This window comes from Lentibacillus halophilus (genome assembly GCF_039522485.1).
Taxonomy (GTDB): domain Bacteria; phylum Bacillota; class Bacilli; order Bacillales; family Amphibacillaceae; genus Lentibacillus; species Lentibacillus halophilus.
Window position 1 is genome coordinate 155745 of sequence record NZ_BAAADM010000054.1, and the last position, 18130, is coordinate 173874.

The following is an 18130-nucleotide window of genomic DNA, read 5'->3' on the forward strand; positions in this document are numbered from 1 at the left end:
AGGACACCATATCATAAGAAAAGGGTGTCCGTTATGAGAGTATTTACTTTATTGACACTTATGGTAACCATAGCAGGGTTACTGTTCAAGTGGCGTTATCGTATTATGAACACACTTCTCGCCATTAGTTTTTTAAGACGTGCAGCAGTGATATTATCCATGAATATGCCAGTGATCCGCCAAAAGCTATTACCCGGTCTTTTTCAACGTTCAACCGAATAATGTATGTCAAAGCTGTCATTCAGGCAGCTTTTTTATGTGTGAAATGCCGTTCGCCTATATTAGGAAATTCCAGTCGGTTCGGGAACAAAAATAAGCACACGTCTGATATGATGGCCAAGAGGAGGAAGGTGCAATGGATCTGAAAGAGAAACACCGGATGTATCACTTGGCATATCATCTGGTCAGCATAGCGGGTTTTGATGTTATTGATTACAACGACGATGACATATGGATGGTAAGACATCATGGAAAAATATCCCAGATTGCCCGTCTATCTCATGGTGGTTTTGACTGGGCGAATCACTTAAAAAGAGATATAGCACACGTTTTTCAACGAGCAAAAACGATGAGACGGGATTTGCAAGGGAAATATATTGAAATACATAATGTTTACATTGCCGATCATGAGCCAGTGGATGATTGGAATATATTAAAAAAGCCAATGCAGTTGCAGGAACGGCATCCGATAAATATGTATGTATATTATTTGTCGAATACGAACAAGGAAGAAGAATTACAACGTCTGCAGTATGTATATGAAGACGCATTTCAGGATAACTCAGCCGACCTTTCGGAATCAGATTTGTCAGAACAGATCTCCTCTTATCAGAAAAAAATAGCCGAACAAATGAAATGGAAGCAACAGGATATGGAGAATTTATTTACAAAAGGCAAGCCGTTTATCACCTATGTGTTGTTGGCTGTCAATGTTTTTTTGTTTCTGCTGCTTGCTATAAATGGAGGCAGCACATCGACGGAAACATTAATCCGCTTTGGGGCGAAGTATAATCCGGCTATTCTGGAACAAGGAGAATGGTGGCGGATTGTCACATCGATGTTTTTGCATATCGGTATCGTGCATTTGGCTATGAATATGCTGGCTGTTTTTTACTTGGGATCGGCTGTGGAGAGCATATACGGGTCGGTGCGATTTGTTATGATTTATTTTCTGGCAGGTATCGGTGGTGGGCTTGCGAGCTTTGCATTTACAGCAAACATATCAGCTGGTGCCTCCGGTGCCTTATTTGGACTTTTTGGTGCGCTGTTATTTTTCGGTGTGATGCATAAGCAGGTCTTTTTTCGGACCATGGGGATGAATGTGATCCTGTTGGTTGGTATTAATATCATCTTCGGCCTCAGTGTGCCGCAAATTGACAATGGTGCCCATATGGGCGGGTTAATAGCCGGGTTTATGGCTTCGGCTGCAGTCCAGCTGCCCGGAAAAAAATGGCCCGGAATACAAATACCTGCATGGATTCTGTATGGATTGCTTGCGGTTGGATTGATTGTTTATGGAGTGGCAGCCAATACGTAGTCATGTTTCCGGTACCACCGCCCTTTTGCATGAGAGAAGTTTTGAAGGGGCTGGGACAAGACTGAACAAATCTTTTCTAAATACGAACGATATATTTAAGGCGTGGCCATCGCTCCGGAAAAACACTGCGCGTTCACCTTGCTAGGCACAAGCGCGACATCTGTTCAAGCTTCCTTTGGTCGCTTTCACAGTGTCTTCTTTGCCGCGGGCGCTGATAAGCCTCCTCGTGCTCGTCGCGTTGCAAGCTTATTCGTCGAAGCCTACGCTCCTCGCAGGTCGAAGCCTACTCATGGAAGCTTTGCTTTGTGCTTATCGCACTGCGGGGTCTTATCTAGGCTTTTCATCCCGCAGGAGTCTCCGTGTTTTTCCTACGCTAAACGAAAAATCCGAACTGATTCAGGTTTTTTGCGAATCATAGTTCGGATTTTTATTTGACTAAACGTTTTTTGTCCCAGCCTCGCCGGATCAAAAATCAGGGTACTGCTGGATGAGTTTTTTCTTCTCCCCGTTTATTTCAAAAAGGACTATCAGATGGGTCTTTTGTTTATCAAATAAAATAACCGGCACGAAGCTTGTCCATGTTTCGGATCTCGATTCTGTTGTGATGAACGGAATGACATAATTTTTGTATATTCCTTCCCACAATTGCCCGATAATTTGGTTGGTTTGTTGTTGCGTGAACGATGGGAGCGGTTCTTGATTGAATTGTTCCAGTTCAGTCAAGCCAACCGTTTTGTAAGAGTTCTTGTCAATCCCGTAATGATCCATTAGCTGATTCCATGAATAAGATAATTGTTGTTCGGTTGTATGCTCTAGTAAATGGGCCCAATCACGCTCATAATCGGTTGCAGCATGCTTGAATGAATGAGTTTCCGTGTTTGGGGAGTCAATCACATACAACTGATCGTCCGTCATTTCCTGGATACTGGTGATCGCTTCATTGGGATGGTGGATCTCACCGTGATGATACGATATCGCTTGGTAGTAGTTGCTGTCTTCTCCCGTAATCGATTCTTTCATTGCTATGGTATTCGTCTGTTCTTTCCATTTCGTTTTTACGCCACGCAATATGCCATTATGAAACAATAAGGTTGCGTCCTGCCGCAAATATAAGTCGTCTTTACTTTCTGATTGACTTTTCCACATGATGTCATAAGAGTCCTTGGTTTTTTGCGAAGCTAATTGCAGCGTGGTATCCGCTTGACGAAAATTTGCTCTTGGATCCTCCTTGAAATACGTGATGGCTGGAGCTGAGTTGGATGGCCATAAATACATAAAAACAATCGTGCACAGAGAAAGGGTTATTAACAGTACAGTCAGTTGCTTTTTCATCCTATCATCCTTAAAAAGATCTCTTGGTCTACAACAGTGGACACGCTTACGTCAACGCCATTGTATGATGGCACACGTAGGATTATGTATAGAAGGCCATATCCGGCGCACACTATGGGTCAGACTAAAATTGACAGGTGATAGGATGGAAAAAGACAAACAACCCTTATTTTCGTCATACAAACAAAACGTTGCTTACATGAAAGAACGACTGGCTGTCGATAAAAGTTTCGATGTTATTCATTTGGATCTCGAATATGCCGGCAGAAACATGGCGTTATTTTTAATTGATGGATTTGCCAAGGACGAAATATTGCACTATATTATGAAGCTTTTGGCCGATCTTGAACCGGAGCAGTTAGAACCAGATCCATTGGAAAAGCTGTTCAAAACCTATATCCCATATATTGAAGTTGATCATGTAAAGGATTTGAATCAGGCGTCTGACTTGGTTCTCGGAGGACCTGCAGCCTTAGTTGTGGAGGGCATTGATGAAATCATTATGATTGATGCCCGGACATATCCAGTTCGATCACCGGCTGAACCGGATTTGGAACGGGTTACCCGCGGACCAAGGGATGGCTTTGTCGAAACGATTGTGTTCAATACTGCCTTAACAAGAAGGCGAGTAAGGGACCGGTCACTTCGCATGGAATATTTACAAATTGGCCGCCGATCAATGACCGATGTTGCCGTATGTTATTTAGAGGATATTGCTGATCAGGAACGGGTGGACAATCTGAAAGGCGCTTTGAAGGATATCGATACAGATGGCTTGCCCATGGCTGAGAAGACGGTTGAAGAATATATCGGCGGCCGTCACTGGAACCCGTATCCGACAGTGCGCTACACGGAAAGGCCGGATGTGGCTGCTTCTCATTTATATGAAGGACATATACTCGTTATTATTGATGGTTCGCCAAGTGTTATGATTACCCCAGCAACTTACTGGCACCATTTGCAGCACGCTGAGGAATATCGGCAAAAACCAATTGTGGGAGCATACTTACGATTGGTGCGCTATATTGCCGTTTTTGCCTCAATTTTCCTTTTGCCGTTGTATTACTTGTTATCCACTAATCCGGACTTTCTTCCAGGTACGATTTCGTTTATAGGTCCTAGTGAAGAAGGGACCATTCCGCTTCTTCTGCAATTTCTTCTGGCCGAGCTGGGAATTGATATACTCAGAATGGCAGCTGTACACATACCATCATCACTGGCCACGGCTCTTGGACTTGTCGCTGCTATCCTGATTGGACAGGTCGCTGTTGAGGTCGGGCTGTTTTCAAATGAGGTTATCCTTTATCTAGCCATTGCTGCGATTGGAACCTATGCGACACCAAGTTATGAATTGAGTTTGGCAAACAGGCTTGTTCGGCTCTTTCTTCTAATGGTTACTGGGATGTTTGGTGCTATAGGTTATATGGTGGGAATCACACTCTGGCTGTTGTATCTCGTCCGCATGACGTCATTTCAGACAGCCTATTTTTGGCCGTTGATGCCATTTTCCTACCGTGCCTTTCGGGGTATGTTTATTCGTGCTCCAGTCCCGCTTAAAAACCGCAGACCTGTATTTTTAAACCCGAAAGATCCGGATCGTTGATAAACGTGATCCGGATCTTTATATTCCTTTTCTTATCATTCTTTGGTATAATATGATTTGGTGATTGATATGGAAACGATTTATGATGTAAGACAATTGTTAAAGCGATTTGGAACAGTTATTTATGTTGGTAACAGGTTGGCTGATATGGAATTGATGGAAGATGAAATCAAAGAATTGTATCAATCCCAATGTATTGACATAGAAACGTATCAAATGGCACTGCTCCTTTTACGTGGTGAAATGTCACGTCTTCGTGATGAAAAAGGAGCGAATGATCAATGACGATTTGGAAACGGTGGCAGTCGTACAAAAAAGCTGATCCATTGCTATCGGATCAGCTTTTACATTTATCACGCATGAAGGGCTTGTCATACCCATCTCCAAACATGAGTGAACCAATATTGTGATTGTATAAATTGGCGTCTGAGTAAAAGAAAAACGAACATAGCTTGTTCGTTTTATATAATGCCTAATTCCGTTATAATCGTTGCAATGGAGAAAAATCCGAATACCAGTACGGAAACTGCTGAGAAGCCAAGAGCAAATAAGTTTTTAATCCGCATTTGCCGTATAACGGACACAACGGCTAACAACGTAACAAGCAAAAAGATAACACCTAAAGTCATCGTTTAATATCCTCCTTGTCAATGAAAATGCAATACGTTTATTCGTAATATTATGTATCTAACCGTTTCCTATACTTATTTTATAGTATAAAATGGATTTTGTCGAGTTAAATTCATGGCAATTTCTTTTAACAAATTAAGAGGAGGAACTGTAATGAATGTTCATTGTATACCTGCCGGCCCATTGGGGACAAATTGCTATATCGTAAGGAACGGGACGGATGCGCTCATCATAGATCCCGGTGGCGATGAAGACCATATCATTCAATATTTAACAGATGCGGGCGTGACACCCAGGGCGATTTTTTTAACCCATGCACACTTTGATCATATCGGGGCTGTCAGTGCATTGCGATTTTACTATGACATCGACGTCCATATTCACGTCAATGAACAACATTGGTTAGACGACCCGGAAAAGAATGGGTCAAGCCTGTTTTTGGGACGTGGTATCAAAACGGAGCAAGCGGAACACGTTCTTGTTCCCGGTCGTCTTCAGGAAGGTTCCATGTCATTTGATGTTATTCATACACCGGGGCACTCGCCAGGAAGTGTCAGCTTTCTGTTTCATGATGAGCAGGTGATCATCAGTGGGGATGTGTTATTTAATGGTGGGATTGGACGGACAGATTTGCCGGGTGGAGACATACAGCAATTAGAGAGGAGCATACGCACGTCGCTTTATGGACTGCCGGATTCCTATGTTGTTTATCCAGGTCATGGACCGGAAACAACAATTGGCCAAGAGAAGCAACAAAACCCATTTTTTACAATTTAATCATATATGCGCGCATGTTGCGCGGGAAATCGCACAAAACTGCCAACCATCAATGCTGGCTGGCAGTTTTAAGGGGGATGTGCTCTTATCTTGTATTGGTTCAAAATAAAACGTTATTCTAAATTTAGATTATAAAGTCATGTGAACCATCTGTCAATAGTTAATTCAAGCGTGAATAAAAAACCCCAGACTGTTATGACATGCACAGTGGGGTTGTTTATTCAGCCAACCATACACATTCCTCAGAATCCCGGTACTAATATGAATTCCGAATACCAGGTAAAACCAATGAAAAACAGGGTGCAATAAGCTCCGAACAAATACATATACATGCGTTCAGATAATTTCAGATAGCCTATTGTCAGGAAAAATAACGTCTGAATCAGAAACAGTACAGCCGTCTTATTCATTTCCCCAATATAAAACATGACGGTGAAAATACCTGTCCAAAAGGCAAGGACACGAAACATCCGATCCATGTTTTCCTCCTCCTTTATGTAACCTTATCAAGGCTATTATAAACGACGAATCATATAATGTAAATGAATGATGTTGAACGGTTATTGAACATTTTTCCAAATACGTACCATTCACACCGTGAGACAATGTCCGATTTCCACTTAACCCAACTCGTTTATAAAGTTGGTAACATATCGCTTCAAAAAACATTTTCATACCATTTAGGTTAACCCTCAGAAACCATTTTATTCACTAGGTCGTTCAAGCTTAGGTATTTTAAGCCGGTTCCGTATGTTGTACTCAGCCCCTTTGTCGGTTTTGAGAAATAAAAACAGACGGTACTCGTTTTGTAATTTGGCATAGTGTACGACTGCATGGCCATATGGAAACGGATAGCGGACCGGATTCGGAATGTCTTTGTCATACGTTATATCATTTTTAAGTTGTACCCGGCTCATTTGCAATAATGTTTCCAGTTTCACCTGTTCATCATGGTCTTCAGCAATGCTCAATTCATCATGATACAATTGGGTACTGGCCGTAATGCTAATCAATGCAATTGCTATAAAGAAAAGAACAAAGGGGAGAATAAACCCTTTTTGATTATCGATATATAATGATATCTTTTTCATACGTATCCCCATCCGTCATGGTAATTGAAACGCGGAAACCGTGTTTTATGGTTTTAAAATGCACGTCCTGCACATCTTGAAGATAAATTTCAAACCCTGTCCGGTCCACTTTCCGAACGACCCTATTTCCGTGTTTTTCAATAGATGCTATGCTGCCATCCTGTTGTTTAAGATAGATTGTCGAGGATGCCACTGATATATCAGTGGAACGGACGACATCATCGCGTAAAAAATAAAAAAATTGCTGCACTGATAAATCATTGTAATTTGAAGAAAATGAGGTTCCTTTCGCAAGATATCCCATAAAGGGAAGCATCATCACCAAGATGCTCATGGTCAGAAGAACCTCTGCAAATGAAAATCCTTTATTATTGGTCCGGATAGCCGTATAGACAACTTGTATCGCCTCTTTTTTGCGCATTAGTCCATGTCACACATCCTTTAATAAGTTGTGCCTCCTTGGTGAAGGAAAAGATAGCCTCGGTTCCTTTTATACGTTTCGTTGATTCATTGGGAAGGGGTGGGTGATTGCCATTCCATAAATACGTTTGAAGTTCGCTGTGCAATTCATTAACAATGCTGCGTTTTTGTTGCTGTACCATGCGTTCTTTCATCAAAAGATCGGTAGCGGGAATGAGAGAAGTTATGATCATCATGAGAAGACTCGCCGCAACGACCGTTTCAATCAGAGTAAATCCGTTACTTTTCCGCAATGTAGCATCGTCCTTTCCCTAATGGACAAACAATGTTGTAGGTGCTTGATGATGTTTGAATGGAAAACGTGCCTGATTTACGAATCGTTCCTCTCTCGTTGAATGAAATGGCGGGCAATGTCCGTGGCTGAACATTCCATCCATCAGGCACCGTGCGGGTGACCACGATTTCACCACTGGAAGCAAATGTGACATCCTTAATGACGTAATGATGGTCATCAGGAAACGTTAAGCTATAGGTCGTGTCCGCATCATTATAAGACAGACTTTGTGTGTACAATAAATCCATTTGTAACGTTTCTAAAAAGTGTTTTTCTGTTTGTTTTTCCAGTACTGGCAATGGCATAGGGGCCACTAAAAGCAAAATGACCGACCAGACAGCAAGAACGATCAACATTTCAATCAGTGTAAAACCATCTTCATGATGACCATTCATGAGGAAGCATCCGTACCCGTATCTTTATATACCGTATTATTTTCATTAATCTTCAATGTCGTTTCGTCATCCGGGCATGTCGTTTGTTCTTCAGTAATATATCCATTTTCTTTTAATTCCTTGACCGTTTCCGGATAACTATTCATTTCAATATAGTACGCATCAGCCTGGGATTGGACGACACTAATAAGCGCTTCGCAGCCTTTTTTATTGATTTCCTCGCTTTTGTCACCCAGATTTGGTATAAGCAGCATGACCATTACCGATATAATCATCAGAACGACCAGCATTTCGATTAATGTGAACGCCTTTTGGTTTTTAAACATGGATTACATCTCCTTTTAAATGGTTAGTGACTAATTGAAGCATTGGACATAGAAAGGTAAAGCTTAGCCAAAAATAAGCTTCTGCATCCGCACACTAGGAATTCAGCGCCAAGGGCAATACAAAATAGTATGATAGATCGTCCTTCAAAAATCCATGACTAACATTGTCAGCCTGTTGAGACTGTCTAAGTAAGTCCTGAAAAAAGGTCGAGAAAAGAAGGGATGACTGAGCGTTGGATCTGGTCTTTCATTACCATCTCAATAAGCGATGGATTATATCTCTTAAGTGTTTGCCGTGCAAGATATACGATCAACAAGGCATCAGTAAACATAATGATCTAGTTCATACTAAAAGCGGGCTAAGTTTAGTTTGATATACAATCGCTACTTTTTTGTTTACCTGAACCTGCAATATGTCATTAACATCCTTTTCACTCTGATTTTATAGACTGACTACACTGCACGATCTTTCCTACAGAATTGTTTGCAACATTATGTAGAAAAGTGTGGTTTTTCCACTGTGGATGGGTCCTATAAACAGAATAATTCCGTTGCATTTTGTGATTCATTCCTTCTGTTATTAGCTGGTTTGGAAAAAAGAAAAAGCTTATAAAGGGTAATGTTTTTTGCGGAAGAACACGGGTTGCCGGGCCCTCTGTTTGATTGACCGGAAGTGTGGATAAATGAAGTGTGCTATGATTTTGCAGCTGTTCACGGCTAATTGTTCCCATTTTGCGGTTTTCAAAATTCACCTCTGTCCATTTCAGAATATAAACTTATAAATTATAATAAGTAATCAGTAATGGGTATTGGCTAATGAAATCAACTGATGGTGACTTTTTCCCAAGTACTCGAGAGTGGATATCTGCGTGATTGGAGAAAGGATAGAAGTGAATATCCGAAGCATTGGCATTAATAGCATATTGCAGAAGCTGTTCTGAGATTTTTGGAAGCTGTGTCCAAAGAAAATTTCACCTCCTTTGTTAAACTATATTCGACATGTTTTGCCAAACTCCTTCTTTTTTATAAAGAATTTCATAAAATTTTTAAAAGCAGGGAAAATGTGAAATCACTTTATTTAATAGTGGATTGGAAAAGCACTGTAGAGCCTCTTATGTTCTGTTGTATTCGTTTTTAGGCGAATCATTTGGGAATAAAACCCTGAATAAGCTTTGTGCACAACTTTGCTCATACAACAATAAAGTTGATACCACAATAAAAGTCATTTTTCATGGATTCTATGTATTTCCTAATACGAAATGTTTTCTAAAAGAAATGTACGATGTTTGGTTTTAAGATAAAAGTTTTTTCGGTTAAATGGTGCATTCGTAGAATAAGATCTGCGCCATTTATTGATTTATTGGGCCATTTTAGAATTGATTTTGCTACAGAATTTACACAAAATAATTCAAAGCCATTTGTCGAGGTAATAAACTATAAACATAAAGATTTAAAAACGTTAATAACTAATTAGAGGCTGCTGAGTATGAACCAACAAACCGCTGGGCAAGGATTATCTAGCAGTTTCCAAGCAAAAGCAACCGGGGCATAAAAACGTTCGACAAGCCGTTTGCAAACAGCTGGATTACGTTCAGAGAAACTTAAAGCATATCCCGTTCCTTGTGCAGAATATAGGCCTGTTATCCCTGGACAAGCCGCAATATCGTGAATTATTGGTCATACAGGAACTAACCCGTCAACAGCAGAACATGTGTGACCATAAGACACATCAAATATCAAATCGACCATCGCATTTTCAGTATCACCAGCCTTATGTATGTCCGATTGTACGTGGTAAAACAGATGCCAATGTTGAGTTCGGGGCCAAAAGCTCCGTAAGCATGATCAATGGTTATACCACACTGAATAAACTGTCATGAGACGCCTATCATGAAGGTGTCTATCTTCAGAAATCCATTGAAGCCTATCGCAGACGGAGGGGAAACAGTATTCAGCTTTAAGAAGAAATTCAATGGCCTGTGTAGCCCTTCCAACGTGCGGTTTGGCGATGGCTGAATCGCAACGGTATCTTCCTTCTTTAATTGACAAGATTGAAGTGATTTTGGAGGAAGTAGGTCTTATGGAAGAAGAAATTGTAATTCGCATGTCCGGCTGCCCAAATGGATGTTCACGTCCGGATCTGGCAGAAATAGCCTTTATCGGAAAAGCTCCCGGAAAATATAATATGTATCTCGGAGGCGGATTTACCGGAGATCGACTTAATAAACTTTATCGTGAAAATATAGGAGAAAAAGAAATACTGGAAACGTTAAAGCCGATTTTTAAACATTATGCAAAGGAACGTTTGGAAGGCGAACATTTTGGAGACTTCGTAATACGAGCCGGTTATGTCGAAGAAGTGCATTCAGGTCTGGATTTCCATGCAAAATAGAATGGTAGAAGAATAGATATACCGGCAGAAGCACCAGGATATCAGCACATGTAACTATTTAAATGATCAGAAATGGGGTTGAAATAATGGGAAAGGTTTATTTGGTGGGAGCGGGTCCCGGTGATGCGGATTTAATTACTGTTAAAGGGTTGAAAACGATTCAGCGTTCCGATGTTATTTTGTATGACCGTTTAGTTAATGAAGAATTACTGGATTACGCCCCTAAACGAACGGAATTGATTTTTTGCGGAAAGCACCCGGATCATCATGCGCTGACACAGCATGAGATTAATAACTTGCTTTGTGATTTCGCAAAAAAGGAAAGGTTGTTATAAGGTTAAAAGGCGGTGACCCTTTTATTTTTGGAAGGGGTGGCGAGGAAGCTGAAGTACTAAGCAAAAAAGGGATTGACTTTGAAATTATTCCGGGCATTATTTCCGGTTCTGCTGCGCCTGCTTATGCAGGGATTCCGTTAACGCACCGGAATTACAGTTCTTCTGTTGCTTTTGTCTCTGGAGTAAACAAAACAGAAGAAAGCAATGAAAAATACTGGGAGCACCTTGCCAAAGGTCCTAAGACCCTTTGTTTTTATATGGGGGTCAAAAACCTTGCAGCTATTTGTGAAAAGCTTGTTCGATATGGCCGTGATATTAATACGCCAATCGCTATAGTTCAATGGGGTACAACGGCAAAACAACAAACCGTAACAGGCACATTGGAAACGATTATGGATAAATCGTCTGCTGTAAAAAATCCAACGATAATTATTGTTGGGGAAGTTGTACGGCTAAGGGAAAAGCTTCATTGGTTTGCGCAGGAGTCTGATGAAAAAGCGATTGCTGTTTTAAGCAATTTTGCCTGATTCGGAGGGTGAGTATGTGCAAGGGATTTTATATATAAGCCTACACCATTAGCAGCCCGCGGCAGCAAAACAATGAAATGGTTTAAAAAACATGACCTGTCTGCAGCGTTTGTCTCAGAAGACGGTACGATAGACAATTTACTGAAATCGGTGGAAGACTCAAATGCTTTTGGAAACCATGTTTTTTTACAGGCTTACAATCAGGATGATGCATTATTAGAGCAAAGACTCCAGGAGTTGGGCTATACCGTTTATCTATCTAAACCTTATCAATACAGGGAACCGGACAAAAATACCTTTACCAATTTAATACAGGAAATTATCAATCAATCATTAGATGCTGTTATCTTTACAAGCAAAACACAGGTGCAAAATCTGTTTCATAACACCAGCGATGCAAAAGCTCTAACGGAGTCCTTTGATAACCATGTTTTAGCGGTTGCAGTCGGGAAAGTGACCGCTAGTGAACTTACAAATAACGGCGTATCAAATGTATGGTATCCGCGGGAACCAAAAATGGAGGCAATGGTTGTCAAACTAAGGAATTATATTTTGTATTATTCAAGGGAAAAAGCTGGACGTTGAATAAAATAGTTATCACAAATTCCTTGGTCGGATTAGTATGATGAGGTCTAAAATCAGTTGTCAGCAGACTGTTAAGATACAGTAAGGGGTAGGTTGATGATCAAGGAAAATTGGGGCTCAGTGATGAAGAAACCGTACTTGCCATCACGGAAAATCCATATCTGCAGTACTCATTTGTCTGCATTCGTTTCAGGAAAAAACGACATTTGACGCTTCTTCGATGACACATTTCCGCAAACGTTTTAACGCTGATTTTGTCAACGACCTCAATGAACATATCGTTGAATTGCGACGGAAAACAAAATCACAAAAGCAATCGAAATGTGATCCATCGGGGCATGATGATGGCCCTCTTTCCGCAAACGGAAATGAATCAAACAAGCCAGAAGTGAATCAAACAGGATGAGTTTGTTTCTAACTCACTTGTGTGGTTCATATGCCACGCATTTAGGCCCTATTGCTTTAAAAACAGCTGTTTCAGAAAAAATCAATCCGAAACAGCTGTTTTTTTAATATAAACTAAGTCTAATCCCGATTTATTCACAGCTCCAAATTAGAAATCGTTAGATTGAGCTCTTCTCATTATCAGAGCTTTTAGGTTCTGAAAGTCGAGTAAAACATGAATTCATGAATTCAAAAACGAAAATAGCTACTTATCATCAACAAACTCGCTGTTTTGGATACACAAAGCTGGATGCAAGCTTAAATGAAGGACCGTCCCGATCTAACCAGTTTTACTAGCCACTTTGACGTGCTTTGTACGAATGGTCTGTACCTGCATATTCTGGTGACCATTAGGGAAACAAAGTGTCCGCAGCTAGGTGGTAAGATTATACGTCAATAGACTCAACATCATTCGCACTTGGTTGGTTTAAAAGCATGACTACTCATACGATCCAGATAGAAGCCATTTTTCGCTTCCTGATATAATTTTCCACCGTGCTAATCAATGGTTATTGCGTTAAGCCAAATCAAAGGTTCGTAAATCTAGACGTAAGACCAGGCATAGGGACACAAACGTTGCCCATGCATTAGTGGGTTGATCCTTTACACTGTTGTTTCGAAGAGATGGGCAAAAAATATCTGTGATGTAACATGTGCTAGTAAACAAAAAGCTCGGCATGCTACGCAGGCGCTTTTCTTGTCTTTCCACTCGACAGCAAATAGCGATGAACCATGTACTCAGCAATCCCAATGATGATGGATGTTAACACTGCGCCCCAAAAGGTGACATTTGAATCATTAAATATGTTTGATATCACCCAGATTAATATAACTGCAACAACAAAATCTGAAATAACACTTGTCCATAATGAGCCTTTTTTAAGAAGCATGTATTCCATGGCTACGCCTACAATCGCAAGGATCACTCCGAGTACAACGGGGTGCCATATTGCGCCATAACCAACATTGTCGAATAGATACATTGCTAAAATAAGAATCAGCGGAAGTGCGATGATTTTAATTATAAAGCTTGTCATTTCATTTTTCACCTCCCTTTTCCCTGAGTATTTGTAGAAAGTATAAAACTATACCATGGAAAAATCTTGGTGTTGATTTAAAAATAAAGTCTAACCGTTAAAAAATGCTTCATTTGCTCAGACCCGAAGAATAGGTTCGAATGATGATGTAAGTAGTCGACTCTGCTCTGATCAAGTTGTATTATTGTTACCTTATGACGTAAAAACCTCCACCAATCAGATGGGGATCATCTTTGCTAAACAGTTCCCGAACAATATTTATTTTTATATGGATAGTAAGAATGAATTTTGTTAAGGGACTAGTGTGAAAGGAACTCCCTTAATATAGTAATCATTAAAACGATTATTTCATTAAAGCTGAAGGACAGCTTTATTTCACCTTTAACTGTAGGGTGAATTCTGCTGAATTCTTATCAATCGCTAAGATGTATCCCTTAATACGAAGGGCGCGATTGTGGAATAAAAAAATAAATATATTATAAAAAACTGCTTAATCGATATGAGCGGTTTTTTCGAGTTTTTACATGAACAAGAGATAAAAGCAAAGGGCTCTCAGTCAGCAGGAGCCCTTGTCTAATATAGGAAAACATGTTGAATATAAATAACATAACGCTTGAAATTTGCGAATTATAATTTATCTTGCTTGTTATATTTTTCTTTTCTTATCTTTGGATCATCATTGGAAAACAACCAAATAAAGTCAACATATTGCATTATGGCTGCTCAAATTTGGTCACTAAAAGTTTATAAACACATAAATCTGTGTAGTATTAAAAATTTCCATAAACGCTAAAAACATTAATATGAAGGTGGTTTATAGTGATTAGGAAAAACTAAAATGCTTAAATATGAAAGGGGCAGCATGATGTAATAAATGTTTGAAATTTCATTTAAAATTTGTATGCCACTTTCCACCTCTAATTATTTATGTAATAAATATCGTAACGGAAGCTTTCTCCCGCAGTAAATGGGAATGAATGAGGGTTCACCCCCAAAGCACCCCCGAAATACCCCCAAAATTTTAATAAACCTTAAACATGCATAAAATCAATTTTTACCGAAGTGCGGTTGTATCAAGGTTTTTAAAGTGATTTAAAATCGGATGAAGGCAAGGTACAGAATCCGCACTACTGTACAACTTTGAGAAAATTATAATGATCATAAGTGTGGCGATAAATTGACACCCACATTCGCTCACAAAGGATCGCTATAAATTTATAGAAGAGTATTTTTTATATAATGAGACTTTTGACAAGGTAGAGAACATTGTTGATGTGAAGCATAATGTAATTAAAAATAATCAAACCATTTGTTCTAAGATTAAAATTAAAAAAAGCAATAAGACCGTCTATAATGTATAGTGAGACGGTCGATTTTTAAAGAACATTCTTGTTTTTACGCCATGGGTAATTGCCTATAGATTAATGTGAACCCTTTTTGATTGTTGATCATCAAATTCATCTCTTTCTATGGTTAAATCGTTTTGATTAGCTGAAACATCGGCCACATAAGTGATGCATAAATGGCAACGATCATTCCACCGAGCATGATAAAAAAGACAGGCTGTATATAAGTGATGGTTTTCATGATTTTACGATGTGTTTCTTCTGTTTGTAATTCACTGTAAATGGACAAGTCCTTTTCCAATGCTTTTACGTCTGTATGTCTTTGGAATATGCTAGATAATTGTTTGTCAATGAGTGGCAATTGGGTTAATAAATGGGTCATATAAATACCCCTGGATAATTCGTCCGTGAGCAGAGAGGCATAATGGGCGAGTATAGGTTGTTTTTTCTGCCTGGCCATATTGATAAGGATGTCTTTCATGGAAAGGCCGCTCATTAATAAAGAACTGATGTGGACAGCAAAAAGAAATGATATTTGTGTTTGTTTGTACTGCCGGTAGATAGGGATTCTATTGTAAATGTTAATGCGCTTACTGATGTTGATCCTATTTCTGCTGAAACGCCATACAATCCATGCTATGCCGAGAATGATAAGAATCCCAAGAAGGAAGTAGCCTACCATATCAATGACTGCAACAGTGAGCATAACAGTCGGTGCCGTTTCTGTTGTCCCCTGGAAAAGTTTCAAAAATGAAGGGAGGATGGACTGTTTGATAAAGTATAGCAGGAACATAAAGATGACGAAGAGAATGATTGGGTACCGTGCCGTTTCATAAAATTTTTTTAAGTAAGTCAGTCGTTGTTCATACATAACTGCACATTTTTCTAAATTGGTCTCAAGGTCACCGTTATGACGGACGAAATAAAGGTAGGATGTAATGACTGGGTTGAAATGTATATGGTCTAATGCTTCATCCAATGGTTTGCCGTCTTTGAGAGAGTCAATGATGGCAGAGGCAATGGGTTTCAGTTGATCATCCCATTGCATCATATCAAGTGCTTCAACGATGGTGCAGCCATTTTTAAGCAACCTGGCCAACCGGTGCAAAAAACGCAGCTGTAGTTCTTTGCGCGGTGGTTTATGGTTAGTGTCCGGAAGACGATAGCGTATCTTCTGTAATAAACCCATATGCAAAGGCCTTCTTTCGTAAATGATGGAATGTGTCGAAGTGATCTGTCGCCTGTAGGCTGTCATTATTCAGAGTATGTTCAAGGGTTTGCCCGTCCAACATCTCCATAATAGCAGCACGCTCAGTATGATCCTTCAATTTGATTGGTAGCAACTCCAGCGCCGCAACTGCAATGAGCGACTGTTGCATATCGATGGTGCCGATGCCCATTTCCCATAACCGCTGGATGGTTCCTTCAGCACTGCCGGCATGGAGTGTACTGAGCACAAGATGTCCGGTCAGGGACGCATCAAATGCAAACTGTGCTGTAAAACGATCCCGGATTTCGCCAATCATAATGATATCCGGATCATGGCGCAAAGCCGCTTTTAACCCTGTCTGATAAGTGATGCCTGCTTTCTCATTTACCTGTACCTGCAGAATGTCGTGAATATCTTTTTCAACCGGATCCTCAAGCGTGATGGTTTGGTAGGACTTTTCGGCAAGAATGGTCTGCAGCAGAGTATACAGCGTTGTGGTTTTGCCACTGCCTGTGGGCCCTGTGAACAATATGATTCCATTACGGTTTTTTATCCAGCTTTTCAATTTTTTTAGTTGAAATTGGAAAAGGAAAAGTTTTTCAAGAGAATGGTGCTGATCCTGTGGGAGAATCCGAATGGCAAGGCTTTCTGTGCGGTTAAGCGGCAAGGTTGATAAGCGGAGTGCGCAGCGGTTGCCCTCAAGCTCATGAATAATGGTTCCATCTTGGGGTTTTCGTACTTCACCTATATCCATTCCTGATGTAAACTTGTAGTAGGTAAGCAACACGTCATATTGGCTGATGGGAATAGTTTTGTGATGAATACGGCCACCAAGCACCCGAAAATGGATCGTTGCATGGTCTGCAAAAGGAAAAAAATGCACATCTGAAGCGTTCGAGCTGATGGCTTCATGAAGAAGCTGTTCTGCGATTTTGGAAGCTGTGTCCAATGAATGATTCACCTCCTTACACAAGACTATATTCGACATGGTTTGCTGAACTCCTTCTTTTTTTATAAAATTATTTTAAAATTTCTCAAAGGCAGGGAATCATATGAAGCCTATTTATTTAATCGGATTCATGGGAAGTGGAAAAAGTACCATAGGAGAACGGTTGTGCACCAAATTGGATGTTCCGTTGGTAGATACCGATCAGATGATTGTGGATAAATACGGACCGATAACAACCATATTTCAGGAACATGGGGAACAAATCTTCCGTAAGTATGAAACCGAAATGCTTAAGCGCACCGGGGGAATGGAACAAATTGTTTCAACAGGTGGCGGCATGGTTGAACGAGAGGAAAACGTTGCGTTTATGACGCATCATGGCCTGGTTGTTCATTTGAACGCCTCTATGAATGCTATTGCTTCTCGATTGGGTGAAGACCCCAACAGACCGCTTTGGGGAAAAGACTCCAGCGAAAGGGTTCGTTTATACAATCGTCGCAAGGATCTGTACACAGAAGCGGCGGATGCGACTGTGTTGACTGATAACAAATCCATAGAGGCTATCGCAGAGGAAATAGCTGACCTCCAGGCATAAAATCGAGTACCATCGGTATAAAGTATGTGGCAGCAGTTGATAATAATGATACAAATAAGCGAAAGAGGTGTGGGCATTGTCTTTCAATGAGTATGTTAAGTACATGGTTCAGCGGTTCACCAAGTTGCTGGATACACCGGCAGAAGAAAGACAGTCACGCAAAACAGATCCCTCTGATGAGCCGAATCAGGCCATTTATACAACCCGATGGCTAGGGTTGCTGCCATTTGCGTGGAAAGTATTTTTCAATAAGGCTGATTGACAA

19 protein-coding genes and 3 pseudogenes are annotated in these 18130 nt (G+C 40.3%); 10 read left to right on the plus strand and 12 right to left on the minus strand.

The genetic code is table 11. From position 1 onward, the window contains the following. Nucleotides 1–33 precede the first annotated feature (33 nt). Nucleotides 34–222, plus strand: a complete 189-nt coding sequence (locus tag ABDZ72_RS10520) for a hypothetical protein (protein WP_343752843.1) — start codon at nucleotides 34–36, stop codon at nucleotides 220–222. A 133-nt stretch (nucleotides 223–355) separates the two neighbouring features. Next, entirely contained in the window at nucleotides 356–1537 is a 1182-nt protein-coding gene (locus tag ABDZ72_RS10525) for a rhomboid family intramembrane serine protease (RefSeq protein ID WP_343752845.1), read from the plus strand. Nucleotides 1538–2002: 465 nt separating this feature from the next. Here ABDZ72_RS10525 and ABDZ72_RS10530 read toward each other — a convergent pair whose 3' ends face one another. Beyond that, on the minus strand, nucleotides 2003–2869 hold the full coding sequence (locus ABDZ72_RS10530; protein WP_343752847.1) for a hypothetical protein: 867 nt from the start codon (nucleotides 2867–2869) through the stop codon (nucleotides 2003–2005). 145 nt (nucleotides 2870–3014) lie between these two features. Between ABDZ72_RS10530 and ABDZ72_RS10535 the strand changes: the two genes are divergently transcribed. Continuing rightward, nucleotides 3015–4472, plus strand: a complete 1458-nt coding sequence (locus ABDZ72_RS10535) for a spore germination protein (protein ID WP_343752849.1) — start codon at nucleotides 3015–3017, stop codon at nucleotides 4470–4472. A 69-nt stretch (nucleotides 4473–4541) separates the two neighbouring features. Further along, a complete protein-coding gene (locus ABDZ72_RS10540) occupies nucleotides 4542–4757 on the plus strand; it encodes a YqgQ family protein (protein ID WP_343752851.1) in 216 nt (71 codons plus the stop codon). 176 nt (nucleotides 4758–4933) lie between these two features. Here ABDZ72_RS10540 and ABDZ72_RS10545 read toward each other — a convergent pair whose 3' ends face one another. Beyond that, nucleotides 4934–5101 carry a DUF2759 family protein gene (locus ABDZ72_RS10545; protein WP_343752853.1) on the minus strand — a complete coding sequence of 56 codons (168 nt, stop codon included), beginning with the start codon at nucleotides 5099–5101 and terminating at the stop codon, nucleotides 4934–4936. A 154-nt stretch (nucleotides 5102–5255) separates the two neighbouring features. Between ABDZ72_RS10545 and ABDZ72_RS10550 the strand changes: the two genes are divergently transcribed. Continuing rightward, complete coding sequence (locus ABDZ72_RS10550) at nucleotides 5256–5879, plus strand: MBL fold metallo-hydrolase (protein ID WP_343752855.1); 624 nt, start codon at nucleotides 5256–5258, stop codon at nucleotides 5877–5879. 242 nt (nucleotides 5880–6121) lie between these two features. On the opposite strand, the gene ABDZ72_RS10555 is transcribed toward ABDZ72_RS10550, so the two are convergent. The 6 genes from ABDZ72_RS10555 to comGC all read right to left on the minus strand — a co-directional run bounded on the left by ABDZ72_RS10555 (nucleotide 6122) and on the right by comGC (nucleotide 8445). Then, nucleotides 6122–6358, minus strand: coding sequence for a DUF2626 domain-containing protein (locus ABDZ72_RS10555; RefSeq protein WP_343752857.1), 237 nt, complete (start codon nucleotides 6356–6358; stop codon nucleotides 6122–6124). 225 nt (nucleotides 6359–6583) lie between these two features. Beyond that, on the minus strand, nucleotides 6584–6970 hold the full coding sequence (locus ABDZ72_RS10560) for a hypothetical protein (protein ID WP_343752859.1): 387 nt from the start codon (nucleotides 6968–6970) through the stop codon (nucleotides 6584–6586). Further along, the gene (locus ABDZ72_RS10565; RefSeq protein ID WP_343752861.1) at nucleotides 6942–7391 is read right to left on the minus strand and encodes a competence type IV pilus minor pilin ComGF; all 450 of its coding nucleotides are present in this window, start codon (nucleotides 7389–7391) and stop codon (nucleotides 6942–6944) included. The genes ABDZ72_RS10560 and ABDZ72_RS10565 overlap by 29 nt, the downstream gene beginning before the upstream one ends. Continuing rightward, the gene (comGE, locus tag ABDZ72_RS10570; RefSeq protein ID WP_343752863.1) at nucleotides 7339–7683 is read right to left on the minus strand and encodes a competence type IV pilus minor pilin ComGE; all 345 of its coding nucleotides are present in this window, start codon (nucleotides 7681–7683) and stop codon (nucleotides 7339–7341) included. The genes ABDZ72_RS10565 and comGE overlap by 53 nt, the downstream gene beginning before the upstream one ends. Then, on the minus strand, nucleotides 7670–8119 hold the full coding sequence (gene comGD, locus ABDZ72_RS10575) for a competence type IV pilus minor pilin ComGD (protein ID WP_343752865.1): 450 nt from the start codon (nucleotides 8117–8119) through the stop codon (nucleotides 7670–7672). The genes comGE and comGD overlap by 14 nt, the downstream gene beginning before the upstream one ends. Next, nucleotides 8116–8445 (minus strand): competence type IV pilus major pilin ComGC, encoded by a 330-nt coding sequence (gene comGC / locus ABDZ72_RS10580; RefSeq protein ID WP_343752867.1) that lies wholly within the window; start codon nucleotides 8443–8445, stop codon nucleotides 8116–8118. Before comGC ends, comGD begins: the two co-directional genes overlap by 4 nt. A gap of 1933 nt (nucleotides 8446–10378) precedes the next feature. Here comGC and ABDZ72_RS10585 point away from each other — a divergent pair. From ABDZ72_RS10585 to ABDZ72_RS10595, 3 genes and pseudogenes are all read left to right on the plus strand, one after another. Then, a pseudogene (locus tag ABDZ72_RS10585) lies at nucleotides 10379–10837 on the plus strand (sulfite reductase); the annotation flags it as partial. Nucleotides 10838–10923: 86 nt separating this feature from the next. After that, nucleotides 10924–11699 (plus strand): annotated as a pseudogene (gene cobA, locus ABDZ72_RS10590) (uroporphyrinogen-III C-methyltransferase). A 30-nt stretch (nucleotides 11700–11729) separates the two neighbouring features. Then, nucleotides 11730–12284, plus strand: a complete 555-nt coding sequence (locus tag ABDZ72_RS10595; RefSeq protein WP_343753720.1) for a uroporphyrinogen-III synthase — start codon at nucleotides 11730–11732, stop codon at nucleotides 12282–12284. A 659-nt stretch (nucleotides 12285–12943) separates the two neighbouring features. On the opposite strand, the pseudogene ABDZ72_RS10600 reads toward ABDZ72_RS10595, so the two are convergent. From ABDZ72_RS10600 to comGA, 4 genes and pseudogenes are all read right to left on the minus strand, one after another. After that, nucleotides 12944–13225 (minus strand): annotated as a pseudogene (locus ABDZ72_RS10600) (transposase); the annotation flags it as partial. 183 nt (nucleotides 13226–13408) lie between these two features. After that, nucleotides 13409–13765 carry a DUF2512 family protein gene (locus tag ABDZ72_RS10605; protein WP_343752869.1) on the minus strand — a complete coding sequence of 119 codons (357 nt, stop codon included), beginning with the start codon at nucleotides 13763–13765 and terminating at the stop codon, nucleotides 13409–13411. A gap of 1473 nt (nucleotides 13766–15238) precedes the next feature. Further along, the gene (comGB, locus tag ABDZ72_RS10610) at nucleotides 15239–16300 is read right to left on the minus strand and encodes a competence type IV pilus assembly protein ComGB (protein WP_343752871.1); all 1062 of its coding nucleotides are present in this window, start codon (nucleotides 16298–16300) and stop codon (nucleotides 15239–15241) included. Next, nucleotides 16257–17309 carry a competence type IV pilus ATPase ComGA gene (gene comGA, locus ABDZ72_RS10615; RefSeq protein WP_343752875.1) on the minus strand — a complete coding sequence of 351 codons (1053 nt, stop codon included), beginning with the start codon at nucleotides 17307–17309 and terminating at the stop codon, nucleotides 16257–16259. Before comGA ends, comGB begins: the two co-directional genes overlap by 44 nt. A gap of 64 nt (nucleotides 17310–17373) precedes the next feature. On the opposite strand from comGA, the gene ABDZ72_RS10620 reads away from it, so the two are divergent. Then, nucleotides 17374–17865: a shikimate kinase gene (locus ABDZ72_RS10620; protein ID WP_343752876.1), complete on the plus strand. Its 492-nt coding sequence runs from the start codon at nucleotides 17374–17376 to the stop codon at nucleotides 17863–17865. A gap of 76 nt (nucleotides 17866–17941) precedes the next feature. Then, nucleotides 17942–18127, plus strand: a complete 186-nt coding sequence (locus tag ABDZ72_RS10625; protein WP_343752878.1) for a YqzE family protein — start codon at nucleotides 17942–17944, stop codon at nucleotides 18125–18127. Nucleotides 18128–18130 lie beyond the last annotated feature (3 nt).

Coding starts and splice junctions, on each gene's coding strand:
- comGD (WP_343752865.1), bottom strand. CDS start 8,119: ATGAATGGTCATCATGAAGATGGTTTTACACTGATTGAAATGTTGATC.
- ABDZ72_RS10530 (WP_343752847.1), bottom strand. CDS start 2,869: ATGAAAAAGCAACTGACTGTACTGTTAATAACCCTTTCTCTGTGCACG.
- ABDZ72_RS10535 (WP_343752849.1), top strand. CDS start 3,015: ATGGAAAAAGACAAACAACCCTTATTTTCGTCATACAAACAAAACGTT.
- ABDZ72_RS10565 (WP_343752861.1), bottom strand. CDS start 7,391: ATGCGCAAAAAAGAGGCGATACAAGTTGTCTATACGGCTATCCGGACC.
- ABDZ72_RS10555 (WP_343752857.1), bottom strand. CDS start 6,358: ATGGATCGGATGTTTCGTGTCCTTGCCTTTTGGACAGGTATTTTCACC.
- ABDZ72_RS10525 (WP_343752845.1), top strand. CDS start 356: ATGGATCTGAAAGAGAAACACCGGATGTATCACTTGGCATATCATCTG.
- comGC (WP_343752867.1), bottom strand. CDS start 8,445: ATGTTTAAAAACCAAAAGGCGTTCACATTAATCGAAATGCTGGTCGTT.
- comGB (WP_343752871.1), bottom strand. CDS start 16,300: ATGGGTTTATTACAGAAGATACGCTATCGTCTTCCGGACACTAACCAT.
- ABDZ72_RS10545 (WP_343752853.1), bottom strand. CDS start 5,101: ATGACTTTAGGTGTTATCTTTTTGCTTGTTACGTTGTTAGCCGTTGTG.
- ABDZ72_RS10620 (WP_343752876.1), top strand. CDS start 17,374: ATGAAGCCTATTTATTTAATCGGATTCATGGGAAGTGGAAAAAGTACC.
- ABDZ72_RS10560 (WP_343752859.1), bottom strand. CDS start 6,970: ATGAAAAAGATATCATTATATATCGATAATCAAAAAGGGTTTATTCTC.
- comGA (WP_343752875.1), bottom strand. CDS start 17,309: ATGTCGAATATAGTCTTGTGTAAGGAGGTGAATCATTCATTGGACACA.
- ABDZ72_RS10540 (WP_343752851.1), top strand. CDS start 4,542: ATGGAAACGATTTATGATGTAAGACAATTGTTAAAGCGATTTGGAACA.
- ABDZ72_RS10605 (WP_343752869.1), bottom strand. CDS start 13,765: ATGACAAGCTTTATAATTAAAATCATCGCACTTCCGCTGATTCTTATT.
- ABDZ72_RS10520 (WP_343752843.1), top strand. CDS start 34: ATGAGAGTATTTACTTTATTGACACTTATGGTAACCATAGCAGGGTTA.
- ABDZ72_RS10550 (WP_343752855.1), top strand. CDS start 5,256: ATGAATGTTCATTGTATACCTGCCGGCCCATTGGGGACAAATTGCTAT.